13 protein-coding genes and 2 pseudogenes are annotated in these 15,486 nt (G+C 72.0%); 9 read left to right on the top strand and 6 right to left on the bottom strand.

Going from position 1 to position 15,486, the window contains the following annotated elements; translation table 11 throughout:
* The first annotated feature begins 118 nt into the window (after positions 1 to 118).
* Together ACIBL4_RS03030 and ACIBL4_RS03025 are read left to right on the top strand one after the other, a co-directional pair.
* A complete protein-coding gene (locus ACIBL4_RS03030; RefSeq protein ID WP_399405895.1) occupies positions 119 to 1,108 on the top strand; it encodes a multicopper oxidase domain-containing protein in 990 nt (329 codons plus the stop codon).
* A gap of 83 nt (positions 1,109 to 1,191) precedes the next feature.
* Positions 1,192 to 2,229: a LacI family DNA-binding transcriptional regulator gene (locus ACIBL4_RS03025; RefSeq protein WP_399405893.1), complete on the top strand. Its 1,038-nt coding sequence runs from the start codon at positions 1,192 to 1,194 to the stop codon at positions 2,227 to 2,229.
* Between the two features lie 15 nt (positions 2,230 to 2,244).
* On the opposite strand, the gene ACIBL4_RS03020 is transcribed toward ACIBL4_RS03025, so the two are convergent.
* Positions 2,245 to 3,027, bottom strand: a complete 783-nt coding sequence (locus ACIBL4_RS03020; RefSeq protein WP_399405891.1) for a VOC family protein — start codon at positions 3,025 to 3,027, stop codon at positions 2,245 to 2,247.
* 221 nt (positions 3,028 to 3,248) lie between these two features.
* Here ACIBL4_RS03020 and ACIBL4_RS03015 point away from each other — a divergent pair, with 221 nt between their 5' ends.
* Positions 3,249 to 3,494: a WhiB family transcriptional regulator gene (locus ACIBL4_RS03015; protein ID WP_399405889.1), complete on the top strand. Its 246-nt coding sequence runs from the start codon at positions 3,249 to 3,251 to the stop codon at positions 3,492 to 3,494.
* Positions 3,495 to 3,603: 109 nt separating this feature from the next.
* Here ACIBL4_RS03015 and ACIBL4_RS03010 read toward each other — a convergent pair whose 3' ends face one another.
* Both ACIBL4_RS03010 and ddaH read right to left on the bottom strand, forming a co-directional pair.
* Entirely contained in the window at positions 3,604 to 4,590 is a 987-nt protein-coding gene (locus ACIBL4_RS03010) for an acyl-ACP desaturase (protein WP_399405887.1), read from the bottom strand.
* A 191-nt stretch (positions 4,591 to 4,781) separates the two neighbouring features.
* A complete protein-coding gene (gene ddaH, locus ACIBL4_RS03005) occupies positions 4,782 to 5,558 on the bottom strand; it encodes a dimethylargininase (RefSeq protein ID WP_399405885.1) in 777 nt (258 codons plus the stop codon).
* A gap of 705 nt (positions 5,559 to 6,263) precedes the next feature.
* Here ddaH and ACIBL4_RS03000 point away from each other — a divergent pair.
* Both ACIBL4_RS03000 and ACIBL4_RS02995 read left to right on the top strand, forming a co-directional pair.
* Complete coding sequence (locus ACIBL4_RS03000; protein ID WP_399405883.1) at positions 6,264 to 6,641, top strand: hypothetical protein; 378 nt, start codon at positions 6,264 to 6,266, stop codon at positions 6,639 to 6,641.
* A 36-nt stretch (positions 6,642 to 6,677) separates the two neighbouring features.
* Entirely contained in the window at positions 6,678 to 7,874 is a 1,197-nt protein-coding gene (locus ACIBL4_RS02995; RefSeq protein WP_399405881.1) for an ABC transporter substrate-binding protein, read from the top strand.
* Here ACIBL4_RS02995 and ACIBL4_RS02990 read toward each other — a convergent pair.
* Together ACIBL4_RS02990 and ACIBL4_RS02985 are read right to left on the bottom strand one after the other, a co-directional pair.
* Positions 7,858 to 10,179, bottom strand: coding sequence for an ATP-binding cassette domain-containing protein (locus tag ACIBL4_RS02990; protein ID WP_399405879.1), 2,322 nt, complete (start codon positions 10,177 to 10,179; stop codon positions 7,858 to 7,860). The genes ACIBL4_RS02995 and ACIBL4_RS02990 overlap by 17 nt on opposite strands.
* A gap of 10 nt (positions 10,180 to 10,189) precedes the next feature.
* Positions 10,190 to 11,815, bottom strand: a complete 1,626-nt coding sequence (locus ACIBL4_RS02985) for an ABC-F family ATP-binding cassette domain-containing protein (protein ID WP_399405877.1) — start codon at positions 11,813 to 11,815, stop codon at positions 10,190 to 10,192.
* A 296-nt stretch (positions 11,816 to 12,111) separates the two neighbouring features.
* Here ACIBL4_RS02985 and ACIBL4_RS02980 point away from each other — a divergent pair.
* The 3 genes and pseudogenes from ACIBL4_RS02980 to ACIBL4_RS02970 all read left to right on the top strand — a co-directional run.
* Positions 12,112 to 12,414: pseudogene (locus ACIBL4_RS02980) on the top strand (GPP34 family phosphoprotein); the annotation flags it as partial.
* Between the two features lie 62 nt (positions 12,415 to 12,476).
* Positions 12,477 to 12,761 (top strand): hypothetical protein, encoded by a 285-nt coding sequence (locus ACIBL4_RS02975; protein ID WP_399405875.1) that lies wholly within the window; start codon positions 12,477 to 12,479, stop codon positions 12,759 to 12,761.
* 62 nt (positions 12,762 to 12,823) lie between these two features.
* A pseudogene (locus ACIBL4_RS02970) lies at positions 12,824 to 13,639 on the top strand (isocitrate lyase/phosphoenolpyruvate mutase family protein); the annotation flags it as partial.
* A 19-nt stretch (positions 13,640 to 13,658) separates the two neighbouring features.
* Here ACIBL4_RS02970 and ACIBL4_RS02965 read toward each other — a convergent pair.
* Positions 13,659 to 14,075: an SsgA family sporulation/cell division regulator gene (locus ACIBL4_RS02965; protein ID WP_020271762.1), complete on the bottom strand. Its 417-nt coding sequence runs from the start codon at positions 14,073 to 14,075 to the stop codon at positions 13,659 to 13,661.
* 248 nt (positions 14,076 to 14,323) lie between these two features.
* On the opposite strand from ACIBL4_RS02965, the gene ACIBL4_RS02960 reads away from it, so the two are divergent.
* Positions 14,324 to 15,424 carry a WD40/YVTN/BNR-like repeat-containing protein gene (locus tag ACIBL4_RS02960; protein WP_399405872.1) on the top strand — a complete coding sequence of 367 codons (1,101 nt, stop codon included), beginning with the start codon at positions 14,324 to 14,326 and terminating at the stop codon, positions 15,422 to 15,424.
* Positions 15,425 to 15,486 lie beyond the last annotated feature (62 nt).

Raw genomic sequence — 15,486 nt, 5'->3', positions numbered from 1 at the left:
ACCGTGATGGCCCCAACTTTGTCTTGAGTGTGGATAAACGGGGGCGCGGCCGGTACCGTCTCACAGGTTCATCACAGGTACGTCTCCGTAAAGGCCTTACCAGGGTGGGGAGTTCCGCATGGACAGACGCAGCTTCAACCGGCGGGTCCTGCTGGGAAGCGCGGCCGTCGCGACATCGTTGTCCGCGGCGCCGGAGGCCGTCAGCGCGGACGGACCGGTCAAGACGGCACCGGCCGGGGGCGCGGTGAGACGCATCAAGCTCTACGCCGAGAAGCTCGCCGACGGACAGATGGGCTACGGCCTGGAGAAGGGCAAGGCGACCGTCCCCGGCCCGCTGATCGAGCTCAACGAGGGCGACACGCTGCACATCGAGTTCGAGAACACCATGGACGTGGCGGTGAGCCTGCACGTCCACGGCCTGGACTACGAGATCACCAGCGACGGCACGAAACTGAACCGCAGTCATGTCGAGCCCGGCGGCACCCGCACCTACACCTGGCGCACCCACGCCCCCGGCCGCCGCAAGGACGGCACCTGGCGGGCGGGCAGCGCGGGTTACTGGCACTACCACGACCACGTCGTCGGCACGGACCACGGCACGCGGGGGCTCCAGAAGGGCCTGTTCGGCCCGGTCATCGTCCGCCGCAAGGGCGACGTCCTGCCGGACCGCACGCACACGGTCGTCTTCAACGACATGCTCATCAACAACAGGCCGCCGCACTCCGGGCCCGACTTCGAGGCCACGGTGGGTGATCGCGTCGAGTTCATCGTGATCACGCACGGCGAGTTCTACCACACGTTCCACATGCACGGTCACCGCTGGGCGGACAACCGCACCGGCATGCTGACCGGCCCCGAAGACCCCAGCCCGGTCATCGACAACAAGATCACGGGCCCGGCCGACTCGTTCGGCTTCCAGGTCATCGCGGGGGAGGGGATCGGCGCCGGCGCCTGGATGTACCACTGCCATGTGCAGAGCCACTCCGACATGGGGATGGTGGGCCTGTTCCTGGTGAAGAAGCCGGACGGCACGATTCCCGGCTACGACCCGCACGACCACGGGGTTGATCACTCCGGGCACGATCAGCGGGAGGAGCACGCGCACTGACGGTCGCGTGGGCGCGAGAGCGCTCTCACCCCCTGCGCGTCCGGGGCTATCCTGATCCGCACCCGCAGGTGAGGAGCCCCGAAGTGACCGACACAGCGCCGCGTCCCACCCTGGAGGCCGTGGCAGCCCGGGCCGGTGTCTCGCGGGCCACCGTCTCGCGCGTGGTCAACGGCGGGGACGGGGTCAGGGACATCCTCGTCGAGCGGGTCCGCAAGGCGGTGGACGAGCTCGGGTACGTGCCCAACCAGGCGGCCCGCAGCCTGGTGACCCGGCGGCACGACGCGATCGCGGTCGTCGTCGCCGAACCGGAGACCCGCGTCTTCGCCGACCCCTTCTTCGCGCTCCAGCTGCGCGGCATCAGCAAGGAACTCACCGCCCACGACAACCAGCTCGTCCTGCTGCTCACGGAGGGCCGGGACGACCACGCCCGGGTCGGTCGGTACCTCGCCGGCGGGCATGTCGACGGGGCCCTCGTCTTCTCCCTGCACCTCGACGACCCGCTGCCGGAGTTGATCCAGAGGGCCGGAGTCCCCACCGTCTTCGGCGGGCGGCCCGGCTGGAGCGGAGACCGGCGCGGCGTGGTGTACGTCGACAGCGACAACCGCGGCGGCGCCCGTGACGCCGTCCGCCACCTGGCCGGTCTCGGCCGCACCCGGATCGCGCACATCACCGGCGCCCTCGATCAGACCTCCGCCGTGGACCGGCTCGACGGCTACCGGGACGTCATGGTGGACGCCGACCCGCGGCTGATCGCCGAGGCCGACTTCACCCCGGCCGGGGGCGAGCGGGCGATGCGCGAACTCCTCGGCCGCTGCCCGGACCTGGACGCGGTGTTCGCCGCCAACGACCTCACCGCCTCGGGGGCGCTGCGCGTCCTGCGCGAGGCCGGGCGGCGCGTCCCCGACGACGTCGCAGTGATCGGTTTCGACGACATGCTGCCCGTCGCGGAACAGACCGATCCGCCCCTCACGACGGTCCGTCAGGACATCGAGGAGATGGGTCGCCTGATGGCCCGCCTGCTGCTGCGGGGGCTCGACCGCGGCACTCCGCAGGAGGGCGTTGACGACACACCCTCCAGCGTCGTCCTGCCGACGACCCTGGTGCGGCGGGCGTCCGCGTAGCCCCGCGCCTGTGCCTCAGGCCGGCTGCGGCTCGCTGCGGATCACCGCGAAACGAGCCCCGTACGGGTCCGTGAGCTTGGCGAGGCGCCCGACGTCCGGCAGGTCCGTGGCGGGCATCCGGACCGTGCCGCCCAGTTCCCGGGCCCGGGCGACGGTGGTGTCCGGGTCGGTGACCTCGAAGTACGGCAGCCAGTGGGGCTCCTCCTCGGCCGCCTCGGCCAGGGGGACGAGGCCGCCGAACATGGCGTCCTCGCTCTCCCCGGCCGGGGTGAGGGTGGTGTAGGTGCCGCCGGGGAAGTCGACGCCGAGCGTCTCCAGGCCGAGCACGGAGTGGTAGAAGGCGGCAGCGGCCGGGACGTCCGGCGTGTACAGCTCCAGCCAGCACAGCGAGCCGGGCTCCCGTACGACATCCAGGCCCTTGTTGCGGCCCGGCTGCCACAGGCCGAAGGGCACCCCCGCCTGGTCGGCGAGGATCGCCATGCGGCCCAGGTCCTGCACGTCCATGGGCTGCATCCGCACCGAGCCGTGCGCCTGCCCGGCCGCCTGCGCCGTGGCGTCCGCGTCCGGGGCCTGGAAGTACACCGTCCAGGAGGGCGGGCCCTGCTCCGGGGTGGTCTGCATGCCACCGGCCGCGGTCCTGCCGTCGAGCTGGAAGAGGCCGTACCCGCCGACCTCGGGACCGCCCGGCTGGAACCGCCAGCCGAACAGGCCGCCGTAGAAGGCGGCGGCGCCTGCGATGTCGGGGGTGCCGAGATCGATCCAGTTCGGGGCGCCGGTCACATAACGGGTGGTGAGCATCGCGGTCTCCTCGCACAGGTTCCGTCGTCCGCTCTGCCGAGTCTCGCACCGGCCACTGACAAGCGCCGCCGGAGCGCCCCCGGGGCGTGACGCCGGGTTTCCGCGCGCCGCCGTGCGTCGGCGGGTCCGGGGGGCGACCATCGAGGTGGCCGGAGGCCCGTCCACGCGGTGTTGATCCCGCGTTGATCGAACGTTTTTCGCTCTCCGGAACGCTTCTGGGCATGCACACCGACACCATGATCTCGCCCGAACTCGCCTGGCAGCAGGAGGCGTTGTGCGCACAGACCGGGGCGGACTTCTTCTTCCCCGAGCCCGGCAGTTCGGTTCGGGAGGCCAAGCGGATCTGCGGCCTGTGCCCGATCCGTGACGCCTGCCTCGAATACGCGATGGACCACGACGAACGCTTTGGCGTCTGGGGCGGTCTGTCGGAGAAGGAGCGGCTGGAGCTGCGGCGTACGTCGCGGTAACCGGGTGCGCGCGTCCCGGCGGGGGAGGGGCGGGCGTAACGCCGAGGCCCCGGCCGCTCGTGGCGGCCGGGGTCTCGCAGTCGTGGAGCCGGACGGGCCGGGCCGGCCGTCAGGCGCCGGCGGCGCCCGCCCGGGCCGCCATGCGGGCCTTGCGCGCGGCCAGCTTCTCGTCGAACTTCGTCGCCTCGCTGTCCAGGCCGCCCATGTACAGGCCCAGTTCCTCCTGCGCCTTGCGGCCCTCGGCGCCCAGGCCGTCGATCTCCATGACCTTCAGGAAGCGCAGCACGGGCTGGAGCACGTCGTCGTGGTGGATGCGCAGGTTGTAGACCTCGCCGATCGCCATCTGCGCGGCGGCGCGCTCGAAGCCGGGGATGCCGTGGCCGGGCATCCGGAAGTTCACGACCACGTCCCGCACGGCCTGCATGGTCAGGTCGGGGGCGAGCTCGAACGCCGACTTCAGGAGGTTGCGGTAGAAGACCATGTGCAGGTTCTCGTCGGTCGCGATGCGCGCCAGCATGCGGTCGCAGACCGGGTCGCCGGACTGGTGGCCGGTGTTGCGGTGCGAGATGCGGGTGGCCAGCTCCTGGAAGGCGACGTAGGCGATCGAGTGCAGCATCGAGTGCCGGTTGTCCGACTCGAAGCCCTCGCTCATGTGCGACATGCGGAACTGCTCCAGCTTGTCCGGGTCCACCGCGCGCGAGGCGAGCAGGTAGTCCCGCATCACGATGCCGTGCCGGCCCTCCTCGGCCGTCCAGCGGTGCACCCAGGTGCCCCAGGCGCCGTCACGGCCGAAGAGCGAGGCGATCTCGTGGTGGTAGCTGGGCAGGTTGTCCTCGGTCAGCAGGTTCACGACGAGCGCGATGCGGCCGATCTCGGTGACCTTCGACTGCTCCTTGTCCCAGGCCTCGCCGTCCTCGAAGAGGCCGGGGAAATTGCGCGCCTCGCTCCAGGGCACGTACTCGTGCGGCATCCAGTCCTTGGCGACCTGCAGATGCCGGTTGAGTTCCTTCTCGACCACTTCCTCCAGGGCGTACAGCAGCTGAGCGTCGGTCCAGGCGCCGGCGGGGCTGCCGAGGTGGGGAGTGGTGATCGTCATGGACTCTCCAGGGGGACATGCGTACGAGCGGTGAGCAGTAACCTACGACATCGTAGGCTACGTTCCCGTAGGTTACGTTGCCGTAGGTTAAGAGCGCTGTAAAGGCCGCTGATCAGCGGTGTCGCTCGTCCGCGCGTCCACCGCCCCCGGAACCGCAGGTCCAGAGGCTGGACCGGGGGCGTGCCGCCCCCTCAGGCGTACAGCCCCCTCAGCCGCACCGAGAGGCACGTCACACATCCCTCGAGCTTCTCGAACTCGCTGATGTCCACGACGACCGGTTCGTACCCCAGGTCCGCGAACAGCTCCGCGGTCTTCGGCGCGCTGGCCGCCATCAGCAGTTTGGCACCGCCGAGCAGCACGACGTGCGCACCGGCCTCCTCCGGCACCGGCAGGAAGCGCCCGAACAGCGACGGCGTGTCCATCTTCGGGATGTGCCCGATGACCGTCCCGTCCGGCAGCGCGGTGACGGCCGACTTCAGATGCAGCACCTTGGTCACCGGTACGGCGACGACCCGCGCGCCCAGCGGTTCGAACGCGGCCCGCAGTTGCTGGACGCCGGCGGCGTTGGTACGCCCGCCCCGGCCCACGTACACGGTGTCGCCGATCTTCAGTACGTCGCCGCCCTCCAGCGTGCCCGGCTCCCAGATCCAGTTCACCGAGCAGCCCAGACCGGCCACGGCCTCCTCGACCCCGGACGTCTCGTCACGCCGGGACTCGGCGCCCGGGCGGGCGATCAGCGCCACGTTCTTGTACATCACGACCGTGTCCTCGACGAACACCGAGTCCGGGCAGTCGTCGGCCGGGTCCACCTCGATGGTCTCCCAGCCGTGCGTGCGCAGGGCCGCCACGTACGCCTCCCACTGCTCGACCGCGAGGTCGGCGTCGACCCTCTCCCGCTCGATGTGGGTCACCAGCCCTTCGGCAAGACGCGGGCTGGGGCGGCGGACGAGGGCCTTCTTGCTGGGCACGAGCGTGACTCCGTATGGGGTGGGACATGTCTGGACGGCACCGACGGAACGCATCGGGCGTCGGCCGACCATCATGCAGGGCGATCCCGGAAGACGACACCCCCGGGGGAGGCCCGGCCCCCGGACCTGGCGCCGATGCCCGGGCAGGGTGACCTTGATCGGGTCGAGCATGCAGTAACCGTCGGTCAGCCCCGGGAAGCCGTGCCCGTCCGCTCCGAGTTCGAGGTGCCAGCAGGACGGTTCCGTGCGCAGCAGATCCGCCGGGGCCTCGTCGAAGGGCAGACGCGTCCCGCCGCCCCGCCCGGTTCACCATCGGGGGCGAGCACCGCGGCGGCGAGGCCGGCCTCGATCCCGAGCACCGCCTCGGCGTCGGCGGCGCTCACCACCCACCGGAGCTGTAAGCCGCGCCCCCGGATCGCCTCGGCGATCCTCGCCCGCTGCCCCGCTGCCCCGCTGCCGAGCCCCCGTCCGGCCACACGCGTGATCGGCCGGGGGAGCGCCGAACCACCCCATCGGTCCACGGCCACGGGCCGCACCTTGACGGGTCAACGGCCGCGCGCCCGGCATCCCGTCGGAGTACCTGATCAACCGTCTTGCAGATGATTCACCTGGTCGCGGCCCATGCCGATCTTCCGATACGTCGTTAGGCGCAGTGATCCCGGCCGAACCGGCAGGGACCGATCCAGCGGAAGGAAACCGACAGAGATGTACGGCACGCGACGTATCGCGGTGGTGGCCTCGATCGTGGGGATGCTGATGGCCGTTCCCGCCGGCATGGCCACGGCCCATGCCGGGGACGGCGACGCGGGGGCGGGCGGTGTGCTGTCCAACGTCTCCGGCAGGAACTCCTCCGGCCACGCCAACCTCTGCGGCACGGGCAAGGTGGCGCTGTTCAAGGAGCGCACCTGTGTCACCGAGGACGACGGCAAGGGCGGCGGTGACCAGGCGGGCCCGAACGGCGGTGTCCTGTCCAACCTGCTCTTCGCCCGGAACGCCTCGGGCCACAGCAACAACTGCGGCAACGAGACGGTGGCGGTGTTCAGCAAGACCACCTGCGTGACCGAGGACCGCTCCGGTCACTGACCGGCCGCACCGATCGCAGTGAGGAGAGGGGCCTCGATGTCGTCACCTTCTTTGTGCGTGGGCGTGGTGGCGCCCCTGACGGGTCGACTGGCCCCTCTCGGGTCACCATTGTCGTATGTGCTGCGCAGGCTCGCGCCCCGGCTCGCGCACCTCCGCAGCGGCGGCCGCCGCTACGACGTGACCGTCGCCGTGCGCGACAGCCGCTCGGATCCCGACGCGGCCCGGCAGGCCGTACGGGAGCTGGCCGGCGCAGACGGGGCGAACGTCGTGCTCACCATGGCCGGGACCCGGGTGCTGCCCGCCGTCACCGACGCCTGTGAAGAGGCCGGGGTGCCCTGTGTGTCGACCACCTTCCCCTGGCAGGCGTACGTCGACGCGCGCGGTGCGCGGCCGGGGCACCGCTTCCGGTGGACGTACCACTTCGCGTGGGGACTGGACGACATCGCCGCCGTCTTCGCCGACCTGTGGGAACGCGTCGACGACCCAGGCGCAGTCGGCTGCCTGTGGAACGACGACGTGCAAGGACGGCTGCTGCGCCACGACCGGTACGGCTTCGCCCCGGTGACGTCCCCGCGCGGACACACCCTGGTCGACCTCGGCGCCTACCGGGAACCGGCCCACGGCTTCCCCGAGCAGGTCGAACGGCTGCGCGAGCACGGTGCCGGCCTCGTCACCAGCGCCGCCACCGCCACCGACCTGGCGCTCTTCCACCGTCAGGCCCGGGAGGCGGGGCTGCGTCCGCGGCTGATCACCTGCTCGCGCTGGCTGACCTACCCGCACACCCACACCACCCCCGCCCCCGACGTCCACGGCGAACTCGCCGACGCGCGCGTGGCCACCCTCGTCTACTGGAGCCCCGGCCACCCCTACCGCTCCGGCCTGGACGGCACCACTTGTGCCGAACTCGCCCATGCCTACCGGCAGGACACCGGCGCCGACTGGCTCCAGCCCCTCGGCCTCGCCCACGCCCTGGTGGAGACCGCCCACCACGCCCTCACCGCCGCGGCCGACCCCACCGACCGGGCGTCCGTCGCGCGGGCCCTCGCCGGGACGACCCTGGACACCATCGCCGGCACTCTCGACTGGACTCGCGGACCGACGCCCAACATCGCCCTGCTGCCGCTGGTCGGCGGGCAGTGGCAGCACGGCCGAGGCGGCCCGCACCTCGCCGTCGTCAGCAACACGGCGCTCCCGGACGTCCCGCTCACCGGGGAACTCACACCGGCACCCTGACGGCCGATGACGCCACAGCCCGCCGCAGGTGTTCCCCGGTGAACGTGCCCGGCGCGTCCAGGAGCTGTCGCGGTGTCCCCTCGAAGACGATCCCGCCGCCGTCCCGGCCGCCGTCCGGACCGAGGTCGATCACCCAGTCGGCCCGGGCGACCACGTCCAGGTTGTGCTCCACGACGATGACCGTGTTGCCCGTGTCGACCAGCCGGTCCAGCAGGGCGACGAGCCCCTCCACGTCCGCCATGTGCAGCCCGGTCGTCGGCTCGTCGAGCACGTAGACCGCGCCCGTCCGGTGCAGCCGCGTGGCCAGCTTGATGCGCTGCCGCTCGCCGCCGGAGAGCGTGGACAGGGGCTGGCCGAGCGTCAGATACGTCAGTCCGACGTCCCGCAGGGCGCGCAGCCGGCGCCGTACGCCCGTGTCGTCGAAGAAGGCGAGCGCCTGCTCGGCCGTCATCTGCAGGACGTCGGCGATGGAACTGCCCTTCACCGTCAGCCGCAGCACCTCCTCCCTGAAGCGCCGCCCCTCGCAGTCGTGGCAGGTCGTCGTCACCGGGTCCATGAAGGCGAGGTCGGTGTAGATGATGCCCCGGCCCTCGCAGGTGCCGCAGGCGCCGCCGGAGTTGAAGCTGAAGAGGCCCGCTTCGGCCCCCGTCTCGCGGGCGAAGATCTTCCGTACCGTGTCCATGATCCCCAGGTAGGTCGCCGGAGTGGACCGGCCCGAGATCCCGATCGACGACTGGTCGACGACCACGGCGTCGGGGTGGGCGGCGGTGAACTCCCCGACCAGGGTGCTCTTCCCCGACCCCGCCACCCCGGTCACGGCCGTGAGCACACCGGCCGGGAACCGCACGGTCACGTCGCGCAGGTTGTGCCGGTCGGCGCCCTTGACCCACAGCTCGCCGTCGGCCTGCCGCACCTGTTCCTTGACCGCCGTACGGCGGCGCAGACAGCGCCCGGTGAGCGTGTCGGAGGCGGCCAGTGAGGCCGGTGTGCCCTCGAAGACCACGCGGCCGCCCTCGGCGCCGGCGCCCGGCCCCATGTCGACGACGTGGTCGGCCAGCGCGATGACGTCCGGGTCGTGCTCGACGACCAGCACGGTGTTGCCCTTGTCGCGCAGCCGCAGCAGCAGATCTCCGAGACGGCCCACGTCACGCGGGTGCAGGCCGACACTCGGCTCGTCGAAGATGTACGTCAGCCCGGTCAGGCTGGATCCGAGGTGCCGCACCGTCTTCAGCCGCTGCCCCTCACCGCCGCTGAGCGTCGACGTCTCCCGGTCGAGGCTGAGATAGCCGAGGCCGATCGCCTCGACGCGCTCCAGCGCGGCCACGGCCGCCCCCGCGATCGGCCCGGCCACCGGGTCGTCGATCTCCTTCAGCACGGCGATCAGGTCCGTGATCTGCATCCGTGCGCAGTCGGCGATGTTCCGGTCGCCGATCCGGGTGGCGAGCGCCGCCGCGTTGAGCCGGGCTCCGTGACAGACCGGGCAGGTGCCCTCCACCAGGAACTCCCGGACCAGGTCCCGGGTCTTCGGGCTCATGGCCGACAGGTCCCGCTTCAGGTACAGCCGCTCGAAACGGTCGGCCAGCCCCTCGTACCCGGTGGTCCAGGTGCCGCCGCTGCCGTTGACGGTGACCTTGCTGCCTGGCCGTCCGCGCATCAGGAACGCGCGCTCGGCGGCGGTGAATTGCCCCACCGGCTTGCCCGGGTCCAGGTCGGGGCTGTTGGTGTAGGCCTGGCCCTGCCAGGTGCCCGCGGCGAACGGCGGGAAGCGGACCGCCCCGTCCGCGAGGGAGCGCTCGGGATCCAGGATGCGGTCCCAGTCGGGCCGTACCGTGCGGCCGAGGCCGTCGCACTCGGGGCACATGCCCGACGGGTCGTTGAACGAGTACGCGGTCGCCGGCCCGGCGCTCGGCGTGCCGTGCCGGGAGAACAGCACCCGGATCACCGAGTAGATGTCCGTCATGGTGCCGACGGTCGACCGGGAGTGGCCGCCGACCGGCCGCTGGTCGACGACGATCGCGGGGGAGAGGTCCTCCAGTCCGTCCGCGTGCGGCCGCTCGTACTTGGGCAGCCGGTTGCGGACGAACCACGGGTACGTCTCGTTCAGCTGGCGCTGCGACTCCACCGCGATCGTGTCGAAGACGACGGACGACTTCCCCGACCCCGAAACGCCGGTGAACACGGTCAGCCGGCCTTTCGGGATGCGGAGGGTGACGTCCTTGAGGTTGTTCTCGCGTGCTCCGGTCAGGGTGATGACGTCGTGCGTGGTGACATCGCGGGTCGTCACCTCGTTCGTGAAGTCGGTCATGCCCTCGACGCTAGGCGGGAAACCCGACAGCTTCTGGCGTGATTTCCTTCAGTTCCCCGTCCTCCATCAGCAGCCAGCGCGTGATGCCGATCGACTCCAGGAACGGCAGGTCGTGACTGGCCACGATCAGCGCCCCCTCGTAGGACTCCAGGGCCGTGGTCAGCTGCCGCACGCTCGCCATGTCGAGGTTGTTGGTCGGCTCGTCCAGCATGAGCAGCTGCGGCGCCGGCTCGGCCAGCATCAGCGCGGCCAGCGCCGCCCGGAAGCGTTCGCCGCCGGACAGCGTCGCCGCCTTCTGGTCGGCGCGGGCACCTCGGAACAGGAAGCGGGCCAGCCGCGCCCGGACCCGGTTGTTGGTGGCGCCCGGCGCGAACCGGGCCACGTTCTCGGCGACGGTCAGCTCCCCGTCGAGGACGTCCAGCCGCTGCGGCAGGAACCGCAGCGGGACATGTGCCGTCACCTCGCCCGACTCCGGAGCGAGCTCCCCGCTGATCGTGCGCAGCAGCGTCGTCTTGCCCGCGCCGTTGCGTCCGACCAGCGCGACCCGCTCGGGTCCGCGCAGGTCGAAACCGCCGTCCACCCGGGCGCCGTACCGGAGCCGGAGATCCATGAGGGTCAGGACGTCACGGCCCGGCGGCACGGCCGTGTACGGCAGGTCGACACGGATCTCGTCGTCGTCCCGTACGGCGTCCACCGCCTCGTCCAGCCGCTCCCTGGCCTCGGCGAGCTTCTCCTCGTGCATGATCCGGTGCTTGCCCGCGGAGACCTGAGCCGCGCGGCTCTTCAGCTTCATGACGGCCCGGGGTTCACGCTTGGTGTCGTACATCTTCTGGGCGTACCGTTTGCGACGCGCCAGCTTGACCTGTGCGTCCGTCAGTTCGCGCTTCTGCTTGCGGAAGTCGGACTCGGCGACGCGCACCATGCGCTCCGCCGCCTCCTGCTCGATGGCCAGGGCCTCCTCGTAGGCGGAGTAGTTGCCGCCGTACCAGGTGATCTCCCCGGAGCGCAGGTCGGCGATCTGGTCGACGAGGTCCAGCAGTTCCCGGTCGTGGCTGACGACGACCATCACGCCCGGCCAGGACTCGACGGCCGCGTACAGCCGCCTGCGGGCGTACAGGTCGAGATTGTTGGTCGGCTCGTCCAGCAGCAGGACGTCGGGCCGGCGCAGCAGCAGCGCGGCCAGCCGCAGCAGCACCGACTCGCCGCCCGACACCTCGCCGATGGTGCGGTCCAACTCGACGTTTCCGAGGCCGAGTTCGCCGAGGGTCGCCAGAGCGCGCTCCTCCACGTCCCAGTCGTCGCCGACCGTCTCGAAGTGCGCCTCGGACACATCGCCCGCCTCGATGGCGTGCAGGGCGGCCCGCTTGCCGGCGATGCCGAGCGCCTCGTCGACGCGCAGGGTGGTGTCGAGCGTGACGTTCTGCGGGAGGTACCCGACCTCGCCGGCCACGCGGACGGTGCCGTCGGCCGGGGCGAGTTCGCCGGCGATCAGCTTCAACAGGGTGGACTTCCCCGACCCGTTGACGCCGACCAGGCCGGTCCGGCCCGGGCCGAAGGCCACGTCGAGGCCCTCGAAGACGGGGGTGCCGTCGGGCCAGGTGAAGGCGAGGGAGGTGACGGTGATGGAAGTAGGCATGCGGGCCTCTTTCGCGGTTGCTTGATGCGGTCAGGGGCAAACGCGTATCGAGACACCTGCGACCAGGGAGGAGGGCTCCAGGGGCATGAGAAATGCCCTGCACCGGAGGACGGCTCGAACGCCGAGGTCGCACGCAGCGCACACACCAGAGGCGGGTGACGCGGTGTCTCAGGACCTCAGACGAGCAACGTCCTTCTCCAATCGGCGGCAACAGGACGCTCAACAACGTACGAGGGGGCGTCGGGCCTGTCAACGAATTAACGTGAGACCCGATCTTCCCTCCCCGAGGAGGCCCCGTGCCCGACGGCCCGCTCTCGCTGCCGGCCCGGCTCTGCCTGCTGGCCTGGGACCCCGCGCCGCCGACGGGCACCGGCACCGCCCACTTGTCAGGGCCCGTGCGGGCCGGTGCCCTCGTCGAGCTGGCCCGGCACGGCCTGCTCGTCGACGAGGGCGGCATCGCCACGCCGGTAGACCTGGACTCCGGCACGGGTGACGCGGTCCTCGACGGGCTGCTGGAACTCGTCCGCGAGTCGTGCCCGCACCCCTGGCGGACCTGGGTGACGCTGCGCTCGCGGGTGACCCTCGACGCGGTGCGGGAGCAACTGGTGGCCGAGGGGTTTCTGCGCGCGGAGAAAAAGCGGGTCCCGGGGTGTTCCCGTCCGTGGAGTACGAGCTGGACCGCGCCGCCGCCGTGGAGGTGCTGCGGGAGGAGACGCGTCAGGTCCTGCGGGGGCCGCGGCCGGTCGCCCACATCTCCGAGCGGGAGGCCGCGGTCGCGACGCTGGCCGCCGCGGCGGAACTTCTCCCCGAAGAGGACGTCGACGCCCACGTGCAGCGTGTGCGGGGACTGGAGGAGCGTGCCGTGGCGTCGGTACCGGGGCTCGGGGAGATCGTGCGCGAGATCGGCACGGCCCTGGCCACCGCGACGGCGACCGCTCCGCCCTGACCCACGTCCACGTCGGATTCCCGCCGGCCACGGCCCGGGCCGCCGCTGGTCGGGTTGCCCGCATGACGAACCGGACCGACCGGGCCCTGGCCTTCCGCGCCCTGCACATCCCCGGAACCCCGCCGGTCCTGCCCAACGCCTGGGACGCGGTGAGCGCCCTCCTCGTCGAGGACGCGGGCGCCACCGCGGTGGCGACGACCAGCGCCGGGCTCGTCCGGGCCCTCGGCGCGCCGGACGGCGAGCGGGTGGACCGTGCCACGGCCCTCGCCGCCGTCACTCGGATCGCCGAGGCCGTGACCGTCCCGGTGACGGCGGACATCGAGAGCGGTTACGCCGAGGACACCGAGGGCCTCGCCGGCACCGTCCGCGCGGTCCTCGCCGCGGGAGCGGTGGGGTGAACATCGAGGACGCGCCGCACGGCCCGGAGCGGGCGGACCACTGAGGAGCGTGGGAGAGCAGGCCGAGCGGATCGCCGCGGTCCGTGAGGCGGCCGACGCCGCGGGCGTGCCGCTGTTCGCCAACGCCCGGACCGACACGTTCCTCAGCGGAGCCGGGGGAGTGGACCTCACCCTGGAGCGGGCCGCCGCCTTCCGCGCCGACGGAATCTTCGTCCCCGGGGCCGTCGACCCGGGGACCGTCAAGGAACTGGTGAACGGCGTCGACGGGCCGCTGAACGTCATGGCCGGACCCGGCGCAGCGACGGTCGCCGAACCGGCCGCCCTGGGCGTCGCCCGGGTCAGCGTGGGCTCCGGTATCGCCCAGGCCGCCACGCCCTGGTCCGCCGGGCCGCGTGGGAGCTGCTGGACACCGGGACGTACCGGTCACTGGCCGCCGGTCTCGACCACGCCGAGGTCAACGCCCTGCTGGATCGGGCACGTCAGCCCGGCATGCCTCGGCTCAGCACGCGTCCCGCATCAGCTCCGCCAGGTCGTGGTCCAGATCCAGCTGGAGGTGCTCCAGACCGACCGGCACCAGCTCGCTCGTGGCCTCCAGGAACCGGCGCACCTCGCCGGAACGGACGTGCACGACGGCCGTGCCCTCGGGGGCGTGGAACTCCAGCACCGTGCGGTCGTACCCGTACGGCCGCACCCGCACGTCGCCGTGGCCCTCGGCGTTCTTCAGGCCCGCGGCGAGCAGCTCGCGGGAGAAGGTCCAGCAGACCTCGACGCCCTCCAGCGTGGCCGGGGCGGGGAAGGTCATACGGACGGCGAACGGATCACGCCGGTCGTAGTGGAGCGTCGCGGGAATGCTCGGCATACGTGGCGCGGCGGCGACGAGGCGGGCCTCCACGGGCTGCTCGATGACGATGGACAACGCCTTGCTCCCTTGTGACGGCTGGACGGGACACTTCCGGGCGGATGAGGCCGGGCACTGGAAGAGACGACGGAATCAGCCAATCCGTGCACACGAAGTGCGAGTGACCTCTGTCACCGCGTTCATGCACCGGAGTGACGTGGCTCTCGCCCTGTGCCGCGCAGGCACTTGTGGCGTCACCGCACCGCCCCGGGAGCCGGGCGAGGCCATCTGGACGGCGCCCTGGGGGTGGGCTAGCTTCGCCGGCCATGAGGCGCTTGGGGATCACGCGACGGACGGGCCGGACACGGAGCAGGGCGACCGGAGTGGCGGCGCTGGTCGCGCTCGCCACCCTGACAGCCGTACCGGCGCAGGCGCACGAGCCGCAGCGCCGGGTGCCGCACTGGGAACTCAAGGACACCGGCACCCCGGAGATACGGTTCCGCGGTCTGGCCGCCGTCAGCCGGAACACCGCCTGGCTCGCGGGGACCGGCGGCACCGTCCTGCGCACCACCGACGGCGGCACCACCTGGCGGAACGTCTCGCCTCCGGGCGCGGCGGAGTTGCAGTTCCGGGACGTCGAGGCGTTCGACGCGCGCCGGGCCGTGGTCCTGGCCATCGGCGAGGGCGAGGCGTCCCGCGTGTACCGCACCGACGACGGCGGTGCTACCTGGACGGAGTCCTTCCGCAACACCGACCCGAAGGCCTTCTACGACTGCCTCACCTTCCTCGACCACCGCCACGGCCTCGCGATGAGCGACCCGGTGGACGGGAAGTTCCGCATCCTGTCGACCCGCGACGGCGGCCGCACCTGGACGGTGCTGCCGGACGAGGGCATGCCGCCCGCCCAGGAGGGCGAGGCCGGATTCGCCGCGAGCGGCCAGTGCCTGGTCAGCTCCGGGCCGAAGGACGTCTGGCTCGCCACCGGCGGGGCCGCGCACGCGCGCGTGCTGCACTCCGCCGACCGTGGACGGACCTGGACGGCCACCGCCGCGCACCTCCCTGCGGGTGACCCGGCCCGCGGCGTCTTCGCGCTGGCCTTCCGCGACCGTACCCACGGCCTCGCCGTCGGCGGCGACTTCACCCCCGGCCGGCCCTCACCGGACGCCGCCGCCCGCACCGGCGACGGCGGCCGCACCTGGCGCCCCGCCGCCACGCCCCCGCCCGCCTACCGCTCCGGTGTCGCCTGGCTCCCGCACAGCCGCACCGCCGCCCTCGCCGTCGGCCCCACCGGCACCGACCTCACCACGGACGGCGGCCGCACCTGGCGCACGGTCGACACCGGCTCCTACGACACCGTCGACTGCACGCCCGACCAACGGTGCTGGGCGGCCGGCGAAAAGGGGCGGGTTGCCCGCCTGGAGCATTGAGCGCGCGGTATGCCCTGATTGTTGGCAGTGTGGGTACTCGTTCACTGAAGGTGAAAGGAAGT

It is taken from the genome of Streptomyces sp. NPDC050416 (assembly GCF_044458845.1).
Classification (GTDB): Bacteria; Actinomycetota; Actinomycetes; order Streptomycetales; family Streptomycetaceae; genus Streptomyces.
The sequence above is the reverse complement of the archived record's forward strand: the minus strand, read 5'-3'. Positions and strand labels throughout refer to the sequence as shown.